Origin of the sequence: Psychrilyobacter piezotolerans (assembly GCF_003391055.1) — a bacterium.
In the GTDB taxonomy this organism is placed as follows: domain Bacteria; phylum Fusobacteriota; class Fusobacteriia; order Fusobacteriales; family Fusobacteriaceae; genus Psychrilyobacter; species Psychrilyobacter piezotolerans.
Genome location: NZ_QUAJ01000039.1, coordinates 1 through 20290, shown reverse-complemented (window position 1 = coordinate 20290; position 20290 = coordinate 1). Strand labels below are relative to the sequence as shown.

20 protein-coding genes and 2 rRNA genes are annotated in these 20290 nt (G+C 34.1%); 17 read left to right on the top strand and 5 right to left on the bottom strand.

What is annotated here, in order from left to right:
• From DYH56_RS14365 to DYH56_RS14335, 7 genes are all read left to right on the top strand, one after another.
• A 23S ribosomal RNA gene (locus DYH56_RS14365) occupies positions 1–126 on the top strand; the annotation flags it as partial.
• A gap of 138 nt (positions 127–264) precedes the next feature.
• Positions 265–381 (top strand): 5S ribosomal RNA (rrf, locus tag DYH56_RS14360).
• 483 nt (positions 382–864) lie between these two features.
• Complete coding sequence (locus DYH56_RS14355) at positions 865–2214, top strand: MATE family efflux transporter (RefSeq protein ID WP_114643561.1); 1350 nt, start codon at positions 865–867, stop codon at positions 2212–2214.
• Positions 2215–2223: 9 nt separating this feature from the next.
• Positions 2224–2784 carry a glycerol-3-phosphate responsive antiterminator gene (locus DYH56_RS14350; protein ID WP_114643560.1) on the top strand — a complete coding sequence of 187 codons (561 nt, stop codon included), beginning with the start codon at positions 2224–2226 and terminating at the stop codon, positions 2782–2784.
• 224 nt (positions 2785–3008) lie between these two features.
• Positions 3009–3851, top strand: a complete 843-nt coding sequence (locus DYH56_RS14345) for an MIP/aquaporin family protein (protein WP_114643559.1) — start codon at positions 3009–3011, stop codon at positions 3849–3851.
• A 19-nt stretch (positions 3852–3870) separates the two neighbouring features.
• A complete protein-coding gene (gene glpK, locus DYH56_RS14340) occupies positions 3871–5367 on the top strand; it encodes a glycerol kinase GlpK (RefSeq protein WP_114643558.1) in 1497 nt (498 codons plus the stop codon).
• A gap of 114 nt (positions 5368–5481) precedes the next feature.
• Positions 5482–6549, top strand: coding sequence for a M24 family metallopeptidase (locus DYH56_RS14335; RefSeq protein ID WP_114643557.1), 1068 nt, complete (start codon positions 5482–5484; stop codon positions 6547–6549).
• Positions 6550–6595: 46 nt separating this feature from the next.
• Here the strand turns inward: DYH56_RS14335 and DYH56_RS14330 are convergent, their stop codons facing one another.
• From DYH56_RS14330 to DYH56_RS16495, 3 genes are all read right to left on the bottom strand, one after another.
• Positions 6596–7849, bottom strand: coding sequence for an MFS transporter (locus DYH56_RS14330; RefSeq protein WP_114643556.1), 1254 nt, complete (start codon positions 7847–7849; stop codon positions 6596–6598).
• 113 nt (positions 7850–7962) lie between these two features.
• On the bottom strand, positions 7963–8139 hold the full coding sequence (locus DYH56_RS16045) for a hypothetical protein (protein ID WP_158539170.1): 177 nt from the start codon (positions 8137–8139) through the stop codon (positions 7963–7965).
• Positions 8140–8312: 173 nt separating this feature from the next.
• Positions 8313–8486 (bottom strand): MerR family DNA-binding transcriptional regulator, encoded by a 174-nt coding sequence (locus DYH56_RS16495; RefSeq protein WP_114643555.1) that lies wholly within the window; start codon positions 8484–8486, stop codon positions 8313–8315.
• Positions 8487–8646: 160 nt separating this feature from the next.
• Here DYH56_RS16495 and DYH56_RS14320 point away from each other — a divergent pair, with 160 nt between their 5' ends.
• The 3 genes from DYH56_RS14320 to DYH56_RS14310 all read left to right on the top strand — a co-directional run bounded on the left by DYH56_RS14320 (position 8647) and on the right by DYH56_RS14310 (position 10740).
• Positions 8647–9123 (top strand): GNAT family N-acetyltransferase, encoded by a 477-nt coding sequence (locus DYH56_RS14320; RefSeq protein ID WP_158539169.1) that lies wholly within the window; start codon positions 8647–8649, stop codon positions 9121–9123.
• Positions 9124–9315: 192 nt separating this feature from the next.
• Positions 9316–9516 carry a cold-shock protein gene (locus tag DYH56_RS14315; protein WP_028855014.1) on the top strand — a complete coding sequence of 67 codons (201 nt, stop codon included), beginning with the start codon at positions 9316–9318 and terminating at the stop codon, positions 9514–9516.
• A gap of 141 nt (positions 9517–9657) precedes the next feature.
• Entirely contained in the window at positions 9658–10740 is a 1083-nt protein-coding gene (locus DYH56_RS14310) for an NHL repeat-containing protein (RefSeq protein ID WP_114643553.1), read from the top strand.
• A 73-nt stretch (positions 10741–10813) separates the two neighbouring features.
• On the opposite strand, the gene DYH56_RS14305 is transcribed toward DYH56_RS14310, so the two are convergent.
• Positions 10814–11647, bottom strand: a complete 834-nt coding sequence (locus DYH56_RS14305; protein ID WP_114643552.1) for a nucleoside-specific channel-forming Tsx family protein — start codon at positions 11645–11647, stop codon at positions 10814–10816.
• A gap of 350 nt (positions 11648–11997) precedes the next feature.
• Positions 11998–12963, bottom strand: a complete 966-nt coding sequence (gene bioB / locus DYH56_RS14300; protein ID WP_114643551.1) for a biotin synthase BioB — start codon at positions 12961–12963, stop codon at positions 11998–12000.
• Positions 12964–13093: 130 nt separating this feature from the next.
• Here bioB and DYH56_RS14295 point away from each other — a divergent pair, with 130 nt between their 5' ends.
• From DYH56_RS14295 to DYH56_RS14265, 7 genes are all read left to right on the top strand, one after another.
• On the top strand, positions 13094–14995 hold the full coding sequence (locus DYH56_RS14295; RefSeq protein WP_114643550.1) for an ABC-F family ATP-binding cassette domain-containing protein: 1902 nt from the start codon (positions 13094–13096) through the stop codon (positions 14993–14995).
• A 246-nt stretch (positions 14996–15241) separates the two neighbouring features.
• Positions 15242–15727, top strand: coding sequence for a TlpA family protein disulfide reductase (locus DYH56_RS14290; protein WP_114643549.1), 486 nt, complete (start codon positions 15242–15244; stop codon positions 15725–15727).
• 279 nt (positions 15728–16006) lie between these two features.
• Complete coding sequence (locus DYH56_RS14285; protein ID WP_114643548.1) at positions 16007–16699, top strand: cytochrome c biogenesis CcdA family protein; 693 nt, start codon at positions 16007–16009, stop codon at positions 16697–16699.
• 242 nt (positions 16700–16941) lie between these two features.
• Positions 16942–17310, top strand: coding sequence for a 30S ribosomal protein S12 (rpsL, locus tag DYH56_RS14280; protein WP_114643547.1), 369 nt, complete (start codon positions 16942–16944; stop codon positions 17308–17310).
• Between the two features lie 30 nt (positions 17311–17340).
• Complete coding sequence (gene rpsG / locus DYH56_RS14275; RefSeq protein ID WP_114643546.1) at positions 17341–17811, top strand: 30S ribosomal protein S7; 471 nt, start codon at positions 17341–17343, stop codon at positions 17809–17811.
• Positions 17812–17877: 66 nt separating this feature from the next.
• Positions 17878–19956, top strand: coding sequence for an elongation factor G (fusA, locus tag DYH56_RS14270; protein ID WP_114643545.1), 2079 nt, complete (start codon positions 17878–17880; stop codon positions 19954–19956).
• Between the two features lie 138 nt (positions 19957–20094).
• A partial coding sequence (locus DYH56_RS14265; protein WP_233500051.1) for a GTP-binding protein occupies positions 20095–20290 on the top strand: 196 nt, incomplete at its 3' end.

The window sequence follows — 20290 nt, the reverse complement described above, 5'->3', positions numbered from 1 at the left end:
CCAACTCAGAGATAAGTATTCTATCATTGATAAGTCACCTTGGAGACTACGAGGTTGATAGGTTGGGGGTGTAAGGGCTGTGAAGTCTTTAGCTGACCAATACTAATATGACGAACACTTAACCTAAGAACTCTTCCTTTGTATGTTTTCTCTTTAACAAAGAGAAACCTAAGAAGAGAAGAAAGTTTAAAAGATTTTAGAAAGTTGATTTAGAAAAAACATTATTATATAGTTTTGAATGTACAACATTCATAAGAAAGTAAGCTTGGTAAGAAAAGCTACGGGGGTACACCTGGTCACATTCCGAACCCAGAAGTTAAGTCCGTAAACGCCGAAAGTACTTAGGGGGCAGCCCCTTGGGAGGATAGGAACTTGCCAAGTCTTTTTTATTTTTTGAAGAAATTCAAAAAAAATAAAAGAGTCATCGACTAATGTTGATGGCTCTTTTTTATGTATATGATCAAAAATAAAGTTCAAGAAGGTTTCCTTACTCTTCCTTTTTATGGTTTCTCGATTGACGAGTACGAAATTTTCTTATAGCTATAAGAAAATTACGATGTCAAAGAGAAACCGAAGCTAAAACCATCTTGTCTTAGCTAGTAAGTCACGATCGTCATTGTAGGAACAGTACTGCTGAAGCTCAACGACTATAAACTTCGATTAAAAAGCAAAAAGAGGAGTCATCAATTAATTTTGATGACTCTTATTATATTTAATTTAGGAAAGAATATTTAGAGGGAAATGATAAAGATAATAAAAAGACAAAAGTAATAATATTTTATATGATATAATAAATGACAGCTAAATTTTAATTATAATTTATTAGTTTGAAAGGTGGATAAAACAAAGGGGAAAGGTAGAAAAATGAAAAGTAAAAAAAAGTTTTATAAACAATTGGTAACTATAGCAGTTCCCATAACTATACAAAGTATGATCTCCTCCTCGGTAAATATGGCAGATGTATTTATGATTGGAAAGTTAGGTGCTACTAAATTGGCTGCTTTGGGATTGGCTAATCAAATAATGTTTTTGATGGCCCTATTATTATATGGAATAAATAGTGGATCTGCAGTTTTTATGTCACAATTTTGGGGAAAAAAAGATAAAAAAAGTTTGTATAAGGTGTTGGGAATAGCCCTTATAGGAAGTATCTTTGTGGGTGCAATATTTTTTGCAGGAGGGCAGTTTACTCCCAAATTTTTAATAAAGATATATTCTCCGGATATAGAGGTAATAAACTTAGGAGCCTCATATTTGAAAATAGTAAGTTGGTCGTATATAATAACGGCAATATCCATGGTATACGGAATCCAGCTTAGGAGTGTAGGGATCTTGAAGTTGGGTGTTTATACCAGTGTAATCAGTTTGATAGTTAATGTATTTTTTAATTATATATTGATATTTGGAAAGTTAGGTTTTCCGGAATTAGGGATAGAGGGAGCTGCAATAGCTACTCTGATTGCCAGAATTATAGAGATGACAATAATAGTCGGTTTAGTTTATAAAAAGAAATATCCATTGGCCTGTAAAATAAAAGAAATGGTGAAAATTGATAGGGATTTTCTGAAAAAATTTGTCCTAACCACATCACCAGTTGTAGCAAATGAGATGCTTTGGGCTCTGGGAATGACTGGTTATGCTATGGTATATGCTAGGATGAGTACCGAGTCTGTAGCGGTAATAAATATTGTAGACAGTATTGCCAGGATATTATTTACAGGGTTCTTTGGTATAGCCAGTGCTGCTGCAGTGATGATCGGACATAAAATTGGAGAAAAAGAAGAGGAAGAAGCTATTAAGTATGGATATCTATTGGGGAAGATATCGGTTTATATAGGGATAGTAACGGGAGTAATAATGGTTATAATCGTAAAACCTTTACTAAGTTTTTATAATTTAGAGGTGGAAGTTTATGACTTAGTGGTAAAAACCATGTATGTATTAGCCGTTCTGACACCGTTTAAAAGTTTTACAGCAACTACAGTAGTAGGAATATTAAGGGCTGGAGGAGATGTGAAATATTGTTTGGTCTTAGACATAACAGCACTTTGGCTTGTAGGAATACCTCTTGTGATATATGGGGGATTGACCTTGGGTCTGCCTATCTATATAGTTTATGGACTGGCTGGAAGTGAGGAAGTTATAAAATTTATTTTTAGTGTCAGGAGAGTTGTTTCAAAAAAATGGATTACAAATTTAGTGGAAAATATGTAGGAGGAAGAGATGGGATTGATTGAAAAATTGGAGTTAAATCCAATAATAGCAGCGGTAAAGGATGAAAAAACATTGAGGGAAGCCTTAAATAGTGATATAGAGGTAATATTTCTTTTGAAGTCTACTATATTAACTATAGAGACAATGGTGGAAAAAATAAAAAAAACAGGTAAGATAGTTTTTGTACATATAGATTTGATCGATGGGATGTCTCCTACAGTAGATGCACTTGACTATTTGAATGAAAAAACAAAATTAGATGGGATTATAAGTACTAAATCAGCCCTGATCAAGGAAGCTAAAAAACGAAAATTACTTACGATACAAAGATTTTTTATCTTGGATTCTATCTCATATAAAAACAGTTTAAAATACGCCAGAGCAACTAAACCAGATATCGTAGAGATCCTGCCGGGAGCTATGCCGAAAATAATAAAAAGATTTTTATATAACTATAAATGTCCTCTGATAGCCAGCGGGATAATAATGGATAAAGAGGATGTTATCTTGGCACTGAAAGCCGGGGCTATAGGTATATCTACAACTAAATCAGACATATGGAGTTTGTGAAACGTTTAATAAGCAAACTTTAAGTGTAAAAATCAAACACAGGCTTGACAAAATAAAAATAAAAAGGTATTCTCTTAGTAGAAAGAAATATAAATCTTAGAGACCGAGAGAAGATTAATTGCTATCCTTTAAGGGGATAAGTTTTTTAATCTTCTTTTTTATTAGATTTATAATTTTGGACGAAGTTTTGGTAGCGTATCATTATAAATAAAGGAGGGGTATGGATGAAGAGTAAGGGAATTATAGGTGAATGTTTAGCTGAATTTCTAGGAACAGGAATTCTAATATTTTTTGGAGTAGGTTGTGTGGCAGCGCTGGTAGTAGCAGGTGTGGACATGGGGCAATGGGAAATTAGTATTGTTTGGGGATTAGGTGTAACCATGGCAATATATGTGACAGCCGGAGTTTCAGGAGCACATTTAAATCCAGCAGTAACTTTGGCATTGATGACCCGTAGAGGTTTTGAGAAATCCAAGGTACTACCGTATATTGTATCTCAGATTTTGGGAGCTTTTTCATCAGCAGGATTAGTTTACTTTCTTTATAGACAGTTATTTGTGGCTTATGACAAATCTCATGGAATAATCAGAGGAAGTGTAGAAAGTTTATCTACAGCAGGAATTTTTTCTACATATCCGAATCCACATATCGACAATTTTCAAGCATTTGTAGTGGAAGTGGTAATAACAGCAGTACTTATGATGACAATTTTTGCAGTGGGAGATGACCAAAATGGTGCTCCTAAAGGACATACGTCGGCTATCTTAGTTGGTATAGTAATTGCAGTAATTGGAGCATCTATAGGACCCCTTACAGGATTTGCAATGAACCCGGCCAGAGATTTTGGACCAAAGTTATTTGCATTTATGGCAGGTTGGGGAAAGGTAGCATTTACAGGCGGGTTAGCAAATCCATATTTCTGGGTACCGATATTAGGACCAATATTAGGAGCGCAGGTTGGGGGATTAGTATACGATAAAGTGATCGCAACGAATCTGCCAAAGGGAGTTTGTGATTTAGAAAATAAAGAAGAATGTGAAGAAGAGATCGGAGTATTTAATAACTAAAAAATAGGAGGCTTAAAAGATGGCAAAGAAATATGTTATAGCATTAGACCAAGGAACTACAAGCTCAAGAGCGATTATTTTTGATAAAAACGGTAATACTGTGGGATCATCTCAAAGGGAATTTACTCAAATATATCCTAAAGCAGGGTGGGTAGAGCACGATCCGATGGAAATATGGGCTACTCAAAGTTCAATGTTGACAGAAGTTTTGGCTAAAACAGGAATTAAGCCTGAAGAAGTGGCCAGTATCGGAATCACAAACCAAAGGGAAACAGCAGTAGTATGGGAAAAAAGTACGGGAAAACCAATATATAATGCTATAGTGTGGCAGTGCAGAAGAACTGCCTCGATCTGTGATGAGATAAAAGAGGATGGACATGAGGACTACATAAGAAAAAATACAGGATTAGTAGTGGATGCTTACTTTAGTGGGACTAAGGTAAAGTGGATCTTAGATAATGTAGAGGGAGCCCGTGAAAAAGCGGAAAATGGAGAGTTACTTTTTGGAACTATCGACACTTGGTTAGTTTGGAAGTTAACCAATGGAAAAGCTCATGTGACCGACTATACAAATGCATCTAGAACTATGTTATTTAACATAAAAGAGTTAAAGTGGGATGAAAAACTATTGGAAATTTTAGATGTGCCAAAATCTATGCTGCCAGAGGTAAAAAACTCAAGTGAGATCTATGGAGAGACCAACCTAGGTGGTAAGGGAGGATTTAGGATTCCTATTGCCGGGATAGCAGGAGATCAGCAGGCAGCACTGTTTGGACAGGCTTGTTTTAAAGCTGGAGAAGCAAAGAATACCTATGGTACTGGATGTTTCTTACTTATGAATACAGGAACAGAGATGGTAGAATCTAAAAATGGATTGTTGACTACTATCGCCATTGGAATCGATGGAAAGGTAGAATATGCTTTAGAAGGAAGTGTATTTGTAGGTGGAGCATCGGTACAGTGGCTTCGTGATGAGATGGGACTTATTAAAGACGCGGCAGATACTGAGTATTTCGCTAATAAAGTAAAGGACAGTAATGGTGTCTATGTAGTGCCTGCATTTGTAGGGCTGGGATCTCCATATTGGGATATGTATGCAAGGGGATGTATTGTAGGTCTTACTCGTGGAGCTAATAGAAACCATATCATAAGAGCAACTTTAGAAGCTATAGCATACCAGAGTAAAGATCTTATAGAAGCTATGCAGGAGGATTCAGGAATTCAATTATCTAGTTTAAAAGTTGACGGAGGAGCAGTTGCAAATAACTTCTTGATGCAATTTCAATCAGATATCTTAGGAGCAGAGGTACTGAGACCTGAGGTAACTGAAACTACAGCTCTGGGAGCAGCTTATCTTGCTGGTCTTGCTGTTGGATTCTGGAATGACAAGGATGAGATAATGGAAAGATGGAGTCTGGATAAAATGTATGAACCTGAGTTAGAGGAAGAGAAAAAAGAAATGATGTATAAAGGTTGGAAAAAAGCTGTAACTAGATCGCAAAGCTGGGAAGATTAAAAAAAATGGAGTTTGATGGCTGAAAGCTGTCAGACTCCTATTTTTTTCATATTGCTATAAATCCTAGAATGATGTAATATTATTATCGAGAACAAAATAAATAGGGGGAAAATGATGAAGTTGAGAAAATTGATGGAAGAAAAAAGTTTAGATGGTATATTGATAACGGATTTGGTAAATTTGAGATATTTTACAGGGTTTACAGGAACAACCGGGATAGCTCTTGCAACTGAAAAAGGAAGATATTTTCTTGTTGATTTCAGGTATGTAGCCCAGGCCAATGATGAAGTAGTTCCCAATGGATTTGAAGTGGTTGTAATCGAAAGACCGGCTACAAATAAAATCAATGAAATCTTAAAGGAAGAGAATATAAAGAAGCTGGGGATAGAAGATCAAAATGTAAGTTTAGCTGAGTATAATGACTATGTAGAAAAGTTTAAAGGATTAGAATTTGTATCGTTAGGTGATAGCTTTACCAGAATTAGAATGGTGAAAACAGAGGCAGAGGTTAAAAATATTAAAAAAGCTGCAGACATAGCTGATAAAGCTTTTGCAAAGATACTGCCTTTAATAAAAGAAGGGGCAGTAGAAAATGATATAAAAACCGAACTGGAATATGAGATGAAAAAATTAGGAGCTGAGGGACCGTCATTTGATACGATTATTGCTTCTAATTACAGATCTGCTATGCCTCATGGGGTAGCCAGTGAGAAGAAAATAGACAGGGATGGGTTTGTAAAATTTGATTTTGGATGTTTTTATAATGGGTATGCTTCGGATATGACAAGAACAGTTTATTTTGGAGATCAGCCCAGCGAGAAACACCTGGAGATATATAACACAGTTTTAGAAGCACAGTTAAAAGCAATAGATGCAGTAAAGGTAGGGGTGAGTACCAGAGAATTGGATAAGATCGCCAGAGATCACATAACATCAAAGGGATACGGTGAAAATTTTGGTCATGGATTGGGACATGGGGTAGGGTTAGAAATTCATGAACTGCCAAATGTATCTGGAAAGGCTGAAGATTTTATCTTAGAAGAAAATATGGTTATCACTATTGAGCCTGGAATCTATATAGACGGATTTGGAGGAGTAAGGATAGAAGATGATGTAGTGGTAAAAAAAGACGGGTATGAGATCTTGAATAATACGACTAAGGAATTGATGATAATTAAATAATTAGAAGAAAAAAGTTAGGAAAATATAAATTTTCCTAACTTTTTATTTATTTAGAAGAATTATAAATTTCAAGATATTGATAATATCTTAATTTTAATTTTTTTGATTTAACAAAATAATATTGTGCTATAAAAGAGATTGAAACCAATGTAATTGCAATGAGTTTTATATCTATCTTATCTAGAAGAAATCCAATGATAGCAACCATAAGAGGGACTAATCCCATCTTTAAACTAGAAACAAGGGTGAAATACCTTCCTTTGATTTTGTTATCAACGACCAAATGGAGTAGAGATGTATTAGGAATAAGTATAGTGGAGTTGATAATAAATATAAAAATAATAATTCCGACAAAGAATGTAATTCCTATCAATCTATGGGAATGATAGAGGGATCCTAAAAAAAGATAAAATGTTAAAATTAAAGTTGACTGAAAGAATATTAAATCTAAATATTTTTTTCGCAGATTAAGACTTTCTCCAAATTTGTAAACAAATGTACTGCCGAGAATTAATCCTATAGGAATGAGACTTTGGAGATAACCTATATATGCATCTGGCATCTTTACACCATCTTTAATAAGGAATATAAGTGTAATTCCAAGAAGGGGAGCAACGATGAGATTTAATAAGATACTTAAAATAGTTATGTCTTTTATAACATCGTGTACTTTAAAAAAATCAAAAACTTCCTTATAGCCTTTTTGTTTTTCTTTGAGTGTGTTTTTAACAGTTGTTACCTTTAAAAATATTTCTAAAAAACCAGAAATGAGAAAGGATAACATATTAATAAATATTAGAGTATTAAAACTATATTTTGTATAAATATAGATCCCTAAGACAGGAGCAATTATGGCAATAGAGTTTCTGCCAGTTGTAAACAAGGAGTTAGCTTTTTCAATTGAATCTTTTGGGGCTATTTGAGAAAACATAGCAGAATTTGCCGAGTTAAAAAATGCTGTAATAATAGTTTGAACTGCCATAAGGATAATTAAACTTTTTAGAGAAAAGACAGGAACAAAAATTAAATAAAATATAATAATGACTCCGTTTAATAGATCAGTGGTTATTAAAATATTTTTTCTATGATATTTATCTGCTAAAAGTCCAGAAAAAAATGAGATAAAGATGTAAAGCAAGGATAAACTTCCTGTGATAACACCCATAGCAGCACCAGATTTAGTTTTATCCCAGATTAAGAGGGGGATAACACTCATTTGCATAATGGTTCCTAAATTAGATACCAGCTGACAAAAGAAATAGAGATACCAATTAAAAATTTCACTGTTTTTATTTTTCATAACTTCCTCCTAAGATACTTTTATAAATATAGTATACTTTCTAGAGTAAACTCCATTGCAATAGTCTAAATTAATAAAAAAATATAAAAAAAAAGAAAAAAGTGGAGTTAACTTCACTTTTTTCCATAAAGAACTAAATTTCTAACTCTGTTCACTTCGATGATGGCAGAATTTAAAACTCCACCATCTAAATCTTCATCTCCTAAAAATTCAAACTCTATTTTATAACCCTGTTGAATAAAATCATTTTTAAGTTTTATTGGGTTAAGCCTTGGATATTTTTTACCCAATATTTCAGAAGTTAAATGAAGTCCAACGTGCTCATTTTGAATTTTACCACAATCACAAGAAAAAAGACCCTCTAAAATTTCAGAGTTTTCAATGAGGGTTGCAGAAAGATTAAATTTACTATTACATTTTGGACATTCTAAAAGATCTATGCCCTCTATGGGAACCCCTTTTTTTATGTGTATAGAATGAGGAGATTTTGAATTTGATTTTTTAATTCGATCTCGTTTTCTAGAGAAAAAATATTTTGTTTTCCAATTTTTTTAGGGAAGATAAGTCCGAGCTGGATATAATATCTTATAGTGTCGGGACTTAAGTCATATTTTTTCGAAAATTCTCCAATTTTCATAAATTTACCTCACATTTAGATTTAATAGTTATGGTTTTATAGTTAGTTTAACACTTTCTAATTGTTTTATGAAATATTTTAAAAATTATATTCCTAAAAAAAATATGGTATAATCATCTGTAAGCAGGATAAGAAAAACTAAATTTTGGAGGATAGACATTTGGAAGTAAATTATATAATCAGTAAAGCAACAAAAGACGATATTGTCGGAATATATAATCTGCTCCACAGGGAATTTGTAAAAAAATATTCTCCTAATTCAGAGAAATCAGAGTGGGAAAAGCATAAGAAGTGGTATGAATTTTGGCTGAAGTCACCCTATTATCTAATCTATGTAGTAAAAGACCTAAAGGGTAAGGTCGTAGGTCAGATAAGATATGAGATAGATGGAGAGATATCTATAATCAGTATATATTTAGATAAAGAAAATAGAGGTAAAGGGCTGGGAAAAATCTTTATAGAGAAATCTATCGAGGAGTTGAAATTTGAAAAAGATCATGTGAAATTAATTTTAGCTTATATTTTGGAGGAGAATGATATCTCTAAAAAAATGTTTCTTAATTTTGGTTTTTTATTCAGTGAGAAGAAAAATTATAATGGAATTGAGCACCTAATTTATACGAAAAAAATAAGGTGATTTCTAAAAAAAAATTTAAAAACATAAGAAAATATTGGTGTAGATAATGTTGACAAAAGGTTATAAATAGAATATACTTGATTGAAGAAACAGATGTCTCAAAGCAGAACTTTCATTAATACCACCAAAGTGTGTTTGTATTTAATGGGATTCTAGGATTCTATCTGAAAAAAATACACGGAGGTACAACACATGTTAAAAGGTACAGTTAAATGGTTCAACGAAGAAAAAGGATTTGGATTTATTCAAGGTGAGGATGGAAACGATTATTTCGCACATTTCTCTCAAATCAACAAAGAAGGATTCAAAACTTTAAAAGAAGGGGAAGAAGTAACTTTCGACGTAACTGAAGGTGCAAAAGGTCCTCAAGCTTCAAACATTGAAGTTTTATAATTGATTGAAATTAAGCGATAAGGTCTCGGTCTTGTCGCTTTTTTATTACTTAATTTTTTTATTAAACAACTTTTGCACAAGTCTATTATTTAAGTTATAATGAATAAAAATGAATAAAATTATTGCTGAAGGGAGGTTAAGATGTTAAGAAAAAAGAATAAACACATATTCAGAAAAACAATTTTAATATTTCTTGGGATAGTATTAGTATTTGCAATGTATCAATATATACAAGCAAGAAGAGAGGTCTTATATAACAGGGAAAATGGACCTGAATCTGCGGCCAATATATTGGAAATGGGGATAGAGGAGTCCTCAGGGATAATTTTATCGGAGGACAAAAAAGATTATTATTGGACCCACGGAGATTCAGTGGATTATAATGAAACTCCCAGAACCAGTATCCATGGATTTAGATTTGACAGTGACGGAGCAGGGGAGCATCACGAAGTATTTTTAGATGGGGCAGCCAATCTGGATTGGGGTGATATTGCCAGGGATAAAAGCGGGAACTTAATAGTGGCAGATACTGGGGATAATCTTGTTCGGAAAAATTATGTTTTATACAGGTTTAAAGAACCTGAGTTAGACCAGAAAAAAGTGGAAAAAAATGACATAGATAAGATAATATTTAGATTCCCGGGTGGGGAAGAGCTAAACAATGAAGCTGTATTTTATGCAGATAAGAGTATCTATATCCTAAATAAAGAATATGGAAAAACTAGGATCTACCGTCTCATGGATAAAAATATCCATACAGGAAGTGTTAATACAGCAGTCTATATAGGCGAATTTAAATTTTTAAAAGGATCTAGAATGGCGAACTATATGGATGCAGCTACAGGTGCTGATATTTCAAGGGATGAGATGACCATGGTTTTCAACACCTATAAAGGGATCTATCTGTTCAAAAGGGAGAAAAAAAACACTAATTTCTTTGATGGGAAAGTGTACTACCATCCATTAAAATGGGATTCCAAGGTAAATCAATATGAGGCGGTGGCCTTTACAAAGGATGAAAAAAACTTGATACTGACTACAGAACAGGGGAATTTGTATAAGGTAGATGTAGAAGATTTTAAGTTATTGAGAGAGGCAAAACCCACCGAACCTATTAAAGATAAGGTCGTTGAAGTTGGAGGAGACAGGAAGGGAATAACATCTAAGATCAAACATATGACCCATCTAATCCGAGTAAAGATAATGGATATGATATTCAGGTAATCAGATAAAATTAAAAAAGGGTGATTCTATGAATCACCCTTTTACTGTATCTATATAGATTATTTAGTAATCTTTAAAACTTATATCCGATATCGAAGTAGTGTCCTACTCCGCTAGTCTCTTGTTTTACACCAGTTGCACTTGAACCATCGTCAAAGTTAGCCATGTTGTTGAATACTTTTAACCCGTAACCGATTGCCCAGTCAGAGTTATGCCAGTAGATACCATTGTACCATTGTAATGAATCCTTAGTTCTTCCTGCATCTTCAGCAATTTTATCAGCACCGAAGTCATATGTAACATATCCCTGGTAAGATACAAATGATCCGTTTTCAAAGAAGTGTAATGGTTTAAACCAGTTCCATTGTAATGAATACCCGTCCCAGTGACCTTCTGCACTTGAACCAAAATCTTCTCTTTTATATGTAGATAATAAACTTAACCCGGTAGTTCCGAACCAAGGTACTTCCACATCGGTCCCCAGACCAATACCGTTATGCCATAATCCACCGAATGCACCGCTATCTCCTGCCTTGATCCAGGTAGAGATATACCATTCTTTGAACGGCCCGATAGACAGGTCTTTTCCAGTCATCCCGTCGATTGAGAATCTAGGTTTGATCTCTGCAAAAAAGTTGTCTCCGCCATAAGAGTCATCATCTGTAGAACCAGCAAAGTTTTTTAAATCCACATAACCATACAGGTCCAAGATTCCTTTTCTTCCACCAAATTCTAACTCTAAATAAGTGTCATCCTGTTGTCCAAATGGATTTTTTTGATCTTCCCCATGCATAATCTTAAAGTTGAAAAATAAGTCATCATTCTTATTTATGTCTTGAGAATAATGCTCTGCATTGGCAACCAGACCAGTTGTCAATAAAGTTAATCCTAATAATGCTTTTCTCATATCATTTCCTCCTAAAAAAATAATAAAACGCTAATAGATATTAAAAAAGTTTAATACCCTGTTGTAATTTTACTATAATTTTGTAAAAATGTAAAGAAAAGTGAATAAAAACGTAAAAAATGTTTACATTTTGGTTTGTTTTAGTTCAGTTGCACGTATTTTTGGTACAACAGACTATATTTTTTCTCCCTTTGGTTCCACGAACATAAAAAATAAGTGAAAGAAAATTTAATTTTAAATGTGGACCTAAAATACGGACCTAAGTGGACCTAATAGGGAGAAACCAGAGTGAAACAAGAATGAAATAAAAAAAGGCTGGAAATCGTAAATACGATTTCCAGCCTTTTAATTTATTTCCACATCTTCTTGATATTTTCAATTAACTTAAAATCTTCCTGGGCACTTCTGCCTCTTACAGTAAGATATCCTCCTACCAACATTCCGTTAGCACCGGACATAAATGCCATTCCCATAAAGTCCTTTAAAATACCTTCCCTTCCTGCACCTATTTTTATTACTTTATCTCTAAAAATTATTCTGTAGATAGCGATAGTTTTTAAGATTTCATCCATAGCCAGGTGTTCACGGTCTCCATGAGGAGTACCGGCAATAGGGTTAAGGATATTGACAGGAATTCCGTCTACTCCTAATTCTTTCAGGGTATATGCCATATCGATTCTGTCTTCCCAAGATTCTCCCATCCCGATTATTCCGCCGCTGCATACATCTAACCCTATTTCTTTAGCAGATTTTATAGTTTTTAATCGGTTTTCTATCCCGTGGGTTGTAGCTACTATTTTATTATATGAATTAATAGATGTCTGTAAATTACTGTGGAATCTGGTGATCCCGGCTTCTTTTAATTCCATCAATTCTTCTTTGGATAACAACCCGATTGAACAGCACAGCTCTACATCCTTATCAGAAGCTTTGGCTGTTTTTAAAAAATCTTTTATATCATTATATTCATTGGTTCCCTTATTGATACTTCTGCCAGAGGTGACTAATCCAAATTTGGAACTGCCCAATTCTTCGGCTCTGCTATATTCATCTAAAAGGGTCTCTTTATCTTTTAGTTCATAACTGGTGATGTTGGTATTATAGTGGGCTGACTGAGCACAAAATTTACAGTCTTCTTCACATCTTCCTGATTTTGCATTGGAGATAGTGCAGGTGTGGATCTTATTTCCGCAATATTTTTCCCTTATTTCATTGGCTACAGAAAATAGTTCCATCATCTTGCTCCCGCTGATATTAGTAAGTTTCATAGCTTCTTCATATGTAATCTCTCTATTAATAAAATCTCTTATATTCATAATTTTCTCCCATTCTTTATTTAGTTTATAAAGAAATTATAACATAGGTGTAAAAATAATAGAAACCTAAATTTTATATGATATAATGGAAGAAAAATATAAATACTCAAAGAAGGTAAGGTGAAGGATAATTATGATACTTAGTGTTACGGATTTATGGAAACAATTTACAGGGGAAACTTTATTAAAACAGATAAACTTTGCGATAGATGAAAAGGATAAAATAGGATTGGTAGGAGCTAATGGAGCAGGGAAAACCACTTTAATAAAGATCCTCATGGGGATGGAGACCCATGATGAAAGTTTTGAAACAAAACAGAGGGGAAAGATAGGGAAAAAAGGAAATTTAAGAATTGGTTATCTGTCTCAAAACTTTGATTTGAATTTAGAAAATACGGTATTTGATGAATTGATGAGTGTGTATTCCCATCTGAAAGAGGATTATAAAAAAATTCAAATATTAAATGAGAGATTAGCTGTGGATATGGAAAATTTTGACAGCATTATGGAGGAACTGGCAAAACTAAATACCAGATATGAGCAGGAAGACGGGTATGTAGTGGAATATAAGGTGAAACAGATTTTAAATGGTCTGAATTTTCCCGAGCATCTATGGAAGCAAAAAGTCGATGATCTCAGCGGGGGGCAGCAGTCCAGGGTAGCTTTGGGAAAAATATTATTAGATGAACCGGAATTATTGATATTAGACGAGCCTACAAACCATTTGGATTTAAATGCAATTGAATGGCTGGAGAGATACTTAAATTCTTACAATAAAGCTTTTATCCTGATATCTCATGACAGATATTTTTTGGATAATGTAATCAACAGGGTATTTGAAATTGAGAATAAAACTATAAATTTATATAAGGGAAACTTTACCGAATATACAATTCAAAAAGAAGCCTACCTGACGGGAGCTGTAAAAAGATTTGAAAAAGAACAGGATAAGATAAAAAAAATGGAAGATTATATTACCAAATATATGGGTGGAATAAAAACTAAACAGGCACTGGGCAGGAGAAAGCTCCTAAATCGTATGGAGAAGATGGGAGATCCTATTGTAAAGATGAGAAAGATGAAATTAAAGTTTGAAATAGACAGGGTCACTACCGATAAGGTGGTAAAAATTACTAATTTGTCCAAGGCTTTTGGGGAAAAAGAGATCTTTAGAAATATAAACCTGGATATATATCGTGGAGACAAGATCGGTATAATGGGGCCAAATGGGGTAGGGAAATCTACTATACTGAGGATAATAAATGATCTGGAAAAACAAAGTTCTGGAAAAGTGGAATTAGGAGAGAAATTAGATATCGGGTACTATGACCAAAATCACACAGGTTTAGAGGGAAAGCAAAATATTTTGGAAGAGCTTATGTATAACTATCCGTTGTCGGAGGAGGAGGCAAGAACCCTTGCAGGTGGTTTTTTATTCTCCGAAGATGAGATATTTAAGAGTATAGACGACCTCAGTGGAGGGGAAAAATCCAGAATAGCGCTGATGAAATTGATCTTGGACAAGCCTAACTTTCTGATAATGGACGAACCTACAAACCATTTGGATATCTATGCAAGGGAAGTATTGGAAGAATCATTGGAAGACTACGATGGTACTCTGATAGTTGTATCCCATGACAGACATTTCTTGGAAAGTGTGGTAAATAAGATATACGAGATAACTCCTACAGGGAGCAATGTATTTGACGGGAACTATGAAGAATATATGAAAAAATCCACTGAGCCTAAAAGGGAAAAAGAAGTCAATACAGATTATGAGGAGCAAAAAAGAAGGAAAAACAGAACATCTAATTTAGAAAGAAAATTTGTAGTGGTCGAAAAAGAAATTGAAAAATTAGAGGAAAAGAAGGCTGGAATAGAGGAATTACATAATGAAGCCGGAATAAAAAATGAGATAGATAAGTTGATGGATCTCCAGATAGAATTGGATCAGATGGATGAAAAAATCATGATAAAGATGGATGAGTGGGAAGAGATCAATGAGGAGTTAGAGGAATTAAAAGAAGTTTAAGATTTTTTTTACCGCCAATGACACGAAAAAATAATTAAAAATGTATAATGTACAATTAATAATTAAGGTCAGAAGATTTTTTTAGTGGATTATGCAAATTATCGCAGATTTTCTCTGTGAAACTCTATTTAAAAGCTCGGTGAATCTCTGTGTTCAAAAAAATTTGAATAGCTACGAAATATGTGTCAGATATTTTAAATTCATTTGGTGACAATCTGTGTAATTTGTGACAAAAAGGGGGAATGTATGAAAAAATTAATATTTATACTGTTGTTATTGGTCGGTGTTTTATCTTTTGGTGCAAAAGAAGGGTTGGAAAGAGGAGATAAGTTTCCTGTTCTCAACCTATATAATACAAAGGGGGAGTTAGAGGGGACTTCGGAAAAATATCTAAACAAGATTACTATATATAATTTTGGTGCCAGCTGGTGTCCTCCCTGCAAGGTGGAAAAACCCCTGTTAAATAAATTTTATAATGAAAATAGAGATAGAGTGAACGTGGTATCTATAATGGTGGATAACGACGGGGAATCGGTGGATAATTTTTTTACAGATAATCCCATGGATTTCCCCCATTATTTTGATGTGGGACAAATTTTATCGAGAAAAATATTAATAAGAGTGGTACCTACTACCTATATAATAGATGAAAATGGGATAATTTTGGAAAGGATCCATGGAGCCTTAGATTGGGGTCAATTAAAAGCAGAGGACTTGGAGGAATTAAGGTAAATACTCTCCTTTTTAAGTGGATCCCACGAATATTAAAATCGACATTCGAAATCAAGTTTTAACTATACTTGATTTTTATAATCGTAGAAAAACGTGTACTGAAAACTTAATTTTTAAATGTATCATCAAACTTCATCGATGAAGAAAAAATGGTCACAGAGATACACTGAGATTTAAATTAGAGTTTCGCAGAGGTTTTCTCTGTGCAACTTTCTTTTTTCTCAGTGTATCTCTGCGTCAAAATTAAAAAAATATAGCAAATGTATAAAGGAGTTGGATATGGAGATAAATATATTGATAGTTTTTCTTGCCGGGATGGGAACTTTTTTAGCACCCTGTATAATACCCCTGGTACCCAGCTACCTTTCCTATATAAGCGGGATAGTATTAGGAAAAGAGCAGGATGGGAAACAAAAATTTAAAGTTATCCTCCATACCACTTTCTTTATACTGGGTTTTGGGACAGCTTTTTCAGCCTTACAGATAGTACTCTTTAATTTTACTAATCTTGCCAGTAAGCTTATCGGGAACAATATATTGAATATGATTTTCGGCGGAATTATTGTGGTGATGGGTCTGCATATGGTAGGAATTTTTAAGATAACTAAGCTGTACTCTGAAAAGAGAATGAATTTTAGTTTTGTCCGGAGAAATATAGGAACATCCTATCTCTTTGGGTTTGCCTTCGGATTTGGATGGACACCCTGTATGGGTCCTGTTCTATTTATGGTAATGTCATATCTGGCAGGTGCCGATACCGTATGGATGGGAATGCTGTATATCTGGATCTATACTTTTGGGCTGGGACTGCCCTTTATGATTTTTGCAATATTTATGGATAGAAGTAATAAATTGGATTTTATAAAGAAGAACTTTTTGTTTTCAGATAAGGTCAGCGGAGTAATCCTCATTATAATGGGAACCCTTTTAGCTCTGAATAAGATGACTATCTTTCTCAGCTGGGGATTCTAACTTTAGAAAAATGATTAAAAAATAAAATAATATTTTTTAAGGGCTGGGATAAATATCCCGGCCCTTATTTTATAAAGACCACACTGCCTGGTGGTTCGTAAATCTAGCCTTGTTTTTATTGGAATTATATCAAAAAAAGTATTGACGTAGTTTTAAAACTCTGATATACTACTTTAGTTGTGAAATAAAATTAATTTTCAAATTATTTAGATGATGAGAAAAAAAAGAAAAGGAGGGTAAAGATGCCTACTATTAACCAATTAATAAGAAAAGGAAGAAAGACGTTAGAAACATCTAAAACGTCACCAGCATTAAAAGGAAACCCACAAAAAAGAGGAGTTTGTGTAAGAGTTTATACTTCTACACCAAAGAAACCAAACTCAGCTTTAAGAAAGGTTGCCAGAGTAAGATTAACTAACGGAATCGAAGTTACTGCTTATATTCCAGGAATCGGACATAACTTACAAGAGCATTCAATTGTTCTTTTAAAAGGTGGAAGAACTAAAGACTTACCAGGTGTAAGATATAAAGTAATCAGAGGAGCTTTAGATACTGCAGGAGTAGCAGATAGAAAGCAATCAAGATCTAAGTACGGAGTAAAAAAAGGATAATAATTTAAACTATTAGGAGGTGCAAAAAATATGTCAAGAAGAAGAGCAGCAGTTAAAAGAGACGTTTTAGCTGATTCAAGATATGGAGATAAAGTTGTAACTAAATTTATAAATTCTATCATGTTAGATGGAAAGAAATCTTTAGCAGAGTCTATTTTTTATGGAGCTATGGATTTAATAAAGGAAAAATCAGGTGAAGAGGGATACGAAACTTTCAAGAAAGCTATCGAGAACATCAAACCTCAATTAGAAGTTAAATCAAGAAGAATTGGTGGAGCTACTTATCAAGTACCAGTAGAAGTTAGAACAGTTAGACAACAAGCCTTAGCTTTAAGATGGTTAACTACTTATACTAGAAATAGAAAAGAGTACACAATGGTTGAAAGATTAGCTAACGAATTAATCGCAGCGTCTAACAACGAAGGTGCAACTATCAAGAAAAAAGAAGACACTTATAAGATGGCAGAAGCAAACAGAGCTTTCGCACACTACAAGTGGTAAGAACTAAGTTGATTTTAACTTAGTTTTTCATGTATATATATATAAAGTTCGAGGAGGAAAACCATAATGGCTAGAGAAATTTCTTTAGATCAAACTAGAAATATAGGAATCATGGCTCATATCGATGCTGGTAAGACAACTACAACGGAGAGAATCTTACTTTACACTGGTGTAACTCATCAAATTGGAGAGGTACATGACGGTGCAGCTACTATGGACTGGATGGAGCAAGAGCAAGAAAGAGGAATCACAATCACTTCAGCAGCAACAACTTGTTTCTGGAGAAATCATAGAATAAACATCATCGATACACCTGGACATGTGGACTTTACTGTAGAAGTAGAAAGATCATTAAGAGTATTAGATGGAACAGTTGCAGTTTTCTCTGCAGTTGATGGAGTACAACCACAATCTGAAACAGTTTGGAGACAAGCTGACAAGTACAACGTACCTAGAATGGCTTTCTTTAACAAGATGGACAGAACAGGTGCAGACTTCAAGATGTGTGTAAACGACATCAAAGAAAAGTTAGGATCTAACCCAGTTCCTGTACAATTACCAATTGGTGCAGAAGAGAACTTCGAAGGAATCATTAACTTAATCACAATGAAAGAAATGAAGTGGCCTTTAGACACTGCAGACGGTCAAGACATGGAAATTGTTGACATCAGAGAATCTTTATTAGAAGAAGCTCAAGCTGCAAGAGAATTCATGATCGAATCTATCGTTGAGACAGATGACATCTTAATGGAAAAATTCTTTGGTGGAGAAGAAATTACTCCTGAAGAATTAATCTCTGGATTAAGAACAGCTACTATTGCAAACCAAATCGTTCCTGTAACGTGTGGTACTGCATTTAAAAATAAAGGAGTTCAACCATTATTAGACTTAATCGTTGACATCATGCCTTCACCAATAGATATCGGTGCAATTGCAGGTACTGACGTTAAAGATGAAAGTATTGCAATGGAAAGAGTTCCTGGAGATGACCAGCCGTTTGCTGCGTTAGCATTTAAAATAATGACTGACCCATTCGTTGGAAGATTATCTTTCTTCAGAGTATACTCTGGAACTTTAGCAAAAGGTTCATATGTATTAAACTCTGTAAAAGGTAAGAAAGAAAGAGTAGGAAGAATCCTACAAATGCATGCAAACAAAAGAGAAGAGATAGAAGTAGTATACTGTGGAGATATCGCAGCAGCAGTAGGTCTTAAAGACACTACAACTGGTGACACTCTATGTGATATGGCTAACCCTATCATCTTAGAAAGAATGGAATTCCCTGAGCCAGTTATCTCAGTAGCTGTTGAGCCTAAAACAAAGGCTGACCAAGAGAAAATGGGTATCGCTTTAAGCAAACTTGCTGAAGAAGATCCTACTTTCCAAGTTAAAACAGACGAAGAAACTGGACAAACTATCATCTCTGGAATGGGTGAACTTCACTTAGATATCCTAGTTGATAGAATGAAGAGAGAATTTAAGGTAGAATCAAACGTAGGTAAACCACAAGTTGCTTACAGAGAAACTATCACAACTGAAACTGATACTGACATGAAATATGCTAAGCAATCAGGTGGAAGAGGACAATACGGACACGTTAAGATCAGAGTATATCCTAATCCAGGTGAAGGATTCATGTTTGAAAATAAAGTTGCTGGTGGAGCAATTCCTAGAGAATATATTCCTGCAGTTGAAAAAGGTTGTAAAGAAGCACTTGAAGGCGGAGTTATCGCTGGATACGCAATGGAAGATGTTAAGGTTGTATTATATGATGGATCTTACCATGATGTTGACTCGAACGAGATGGCATTTAAAATTGCAGGATCAATGGCTATGAAGAAAGCAGCAAGAGAGTGTAACCCAGTTATACTTGAACCTGTATTCAAAGTAGAGATCACTACTCCTGAAGAGTATATGGGAGACTTAATTGGAGATGTTTCTTCAAGAAGAGGAGTCGTTCTTGGAATGACTGAAAGAGCTGGAGCTAGAATCATTGAAGCTGAAGTTCCTTTATCAGAAATGTTTGGTTACTCAACTGACTTAAGATCTAAATCTCAAGGAAGAGCAAACTATGCAATGGAATTCAAGAAATACTTACCAGTTCCTGCATCTATCCAAAAGACAATCATGGAAGAGAGAAACTAATATTTCTTTTTCTATAAAATAGAGTGATGAACTTGAATTAATATTACTATTAATGACTATAACAGCTGAACGTCTGGAATTTCCAGACGTTTCAGGGTAATTCAAATAAATAAATTAAATTTTTAGGAGGCTTTAACAATGGCAAAAGAGCAATTTGACAGAAGTAAACCACATGTAAATATCGGAACAATAGGTCACGTAGACCACGGAAAGACAACAACAACAGCAGCAATCTCAAAAGTATTATCTGATTTAGGATTAGCTAAAGCAGTAGATTTCGCTAACATCGACCAAGCACCAGAAGAAAGAGAAAGAGGAATCACTATAAACACAG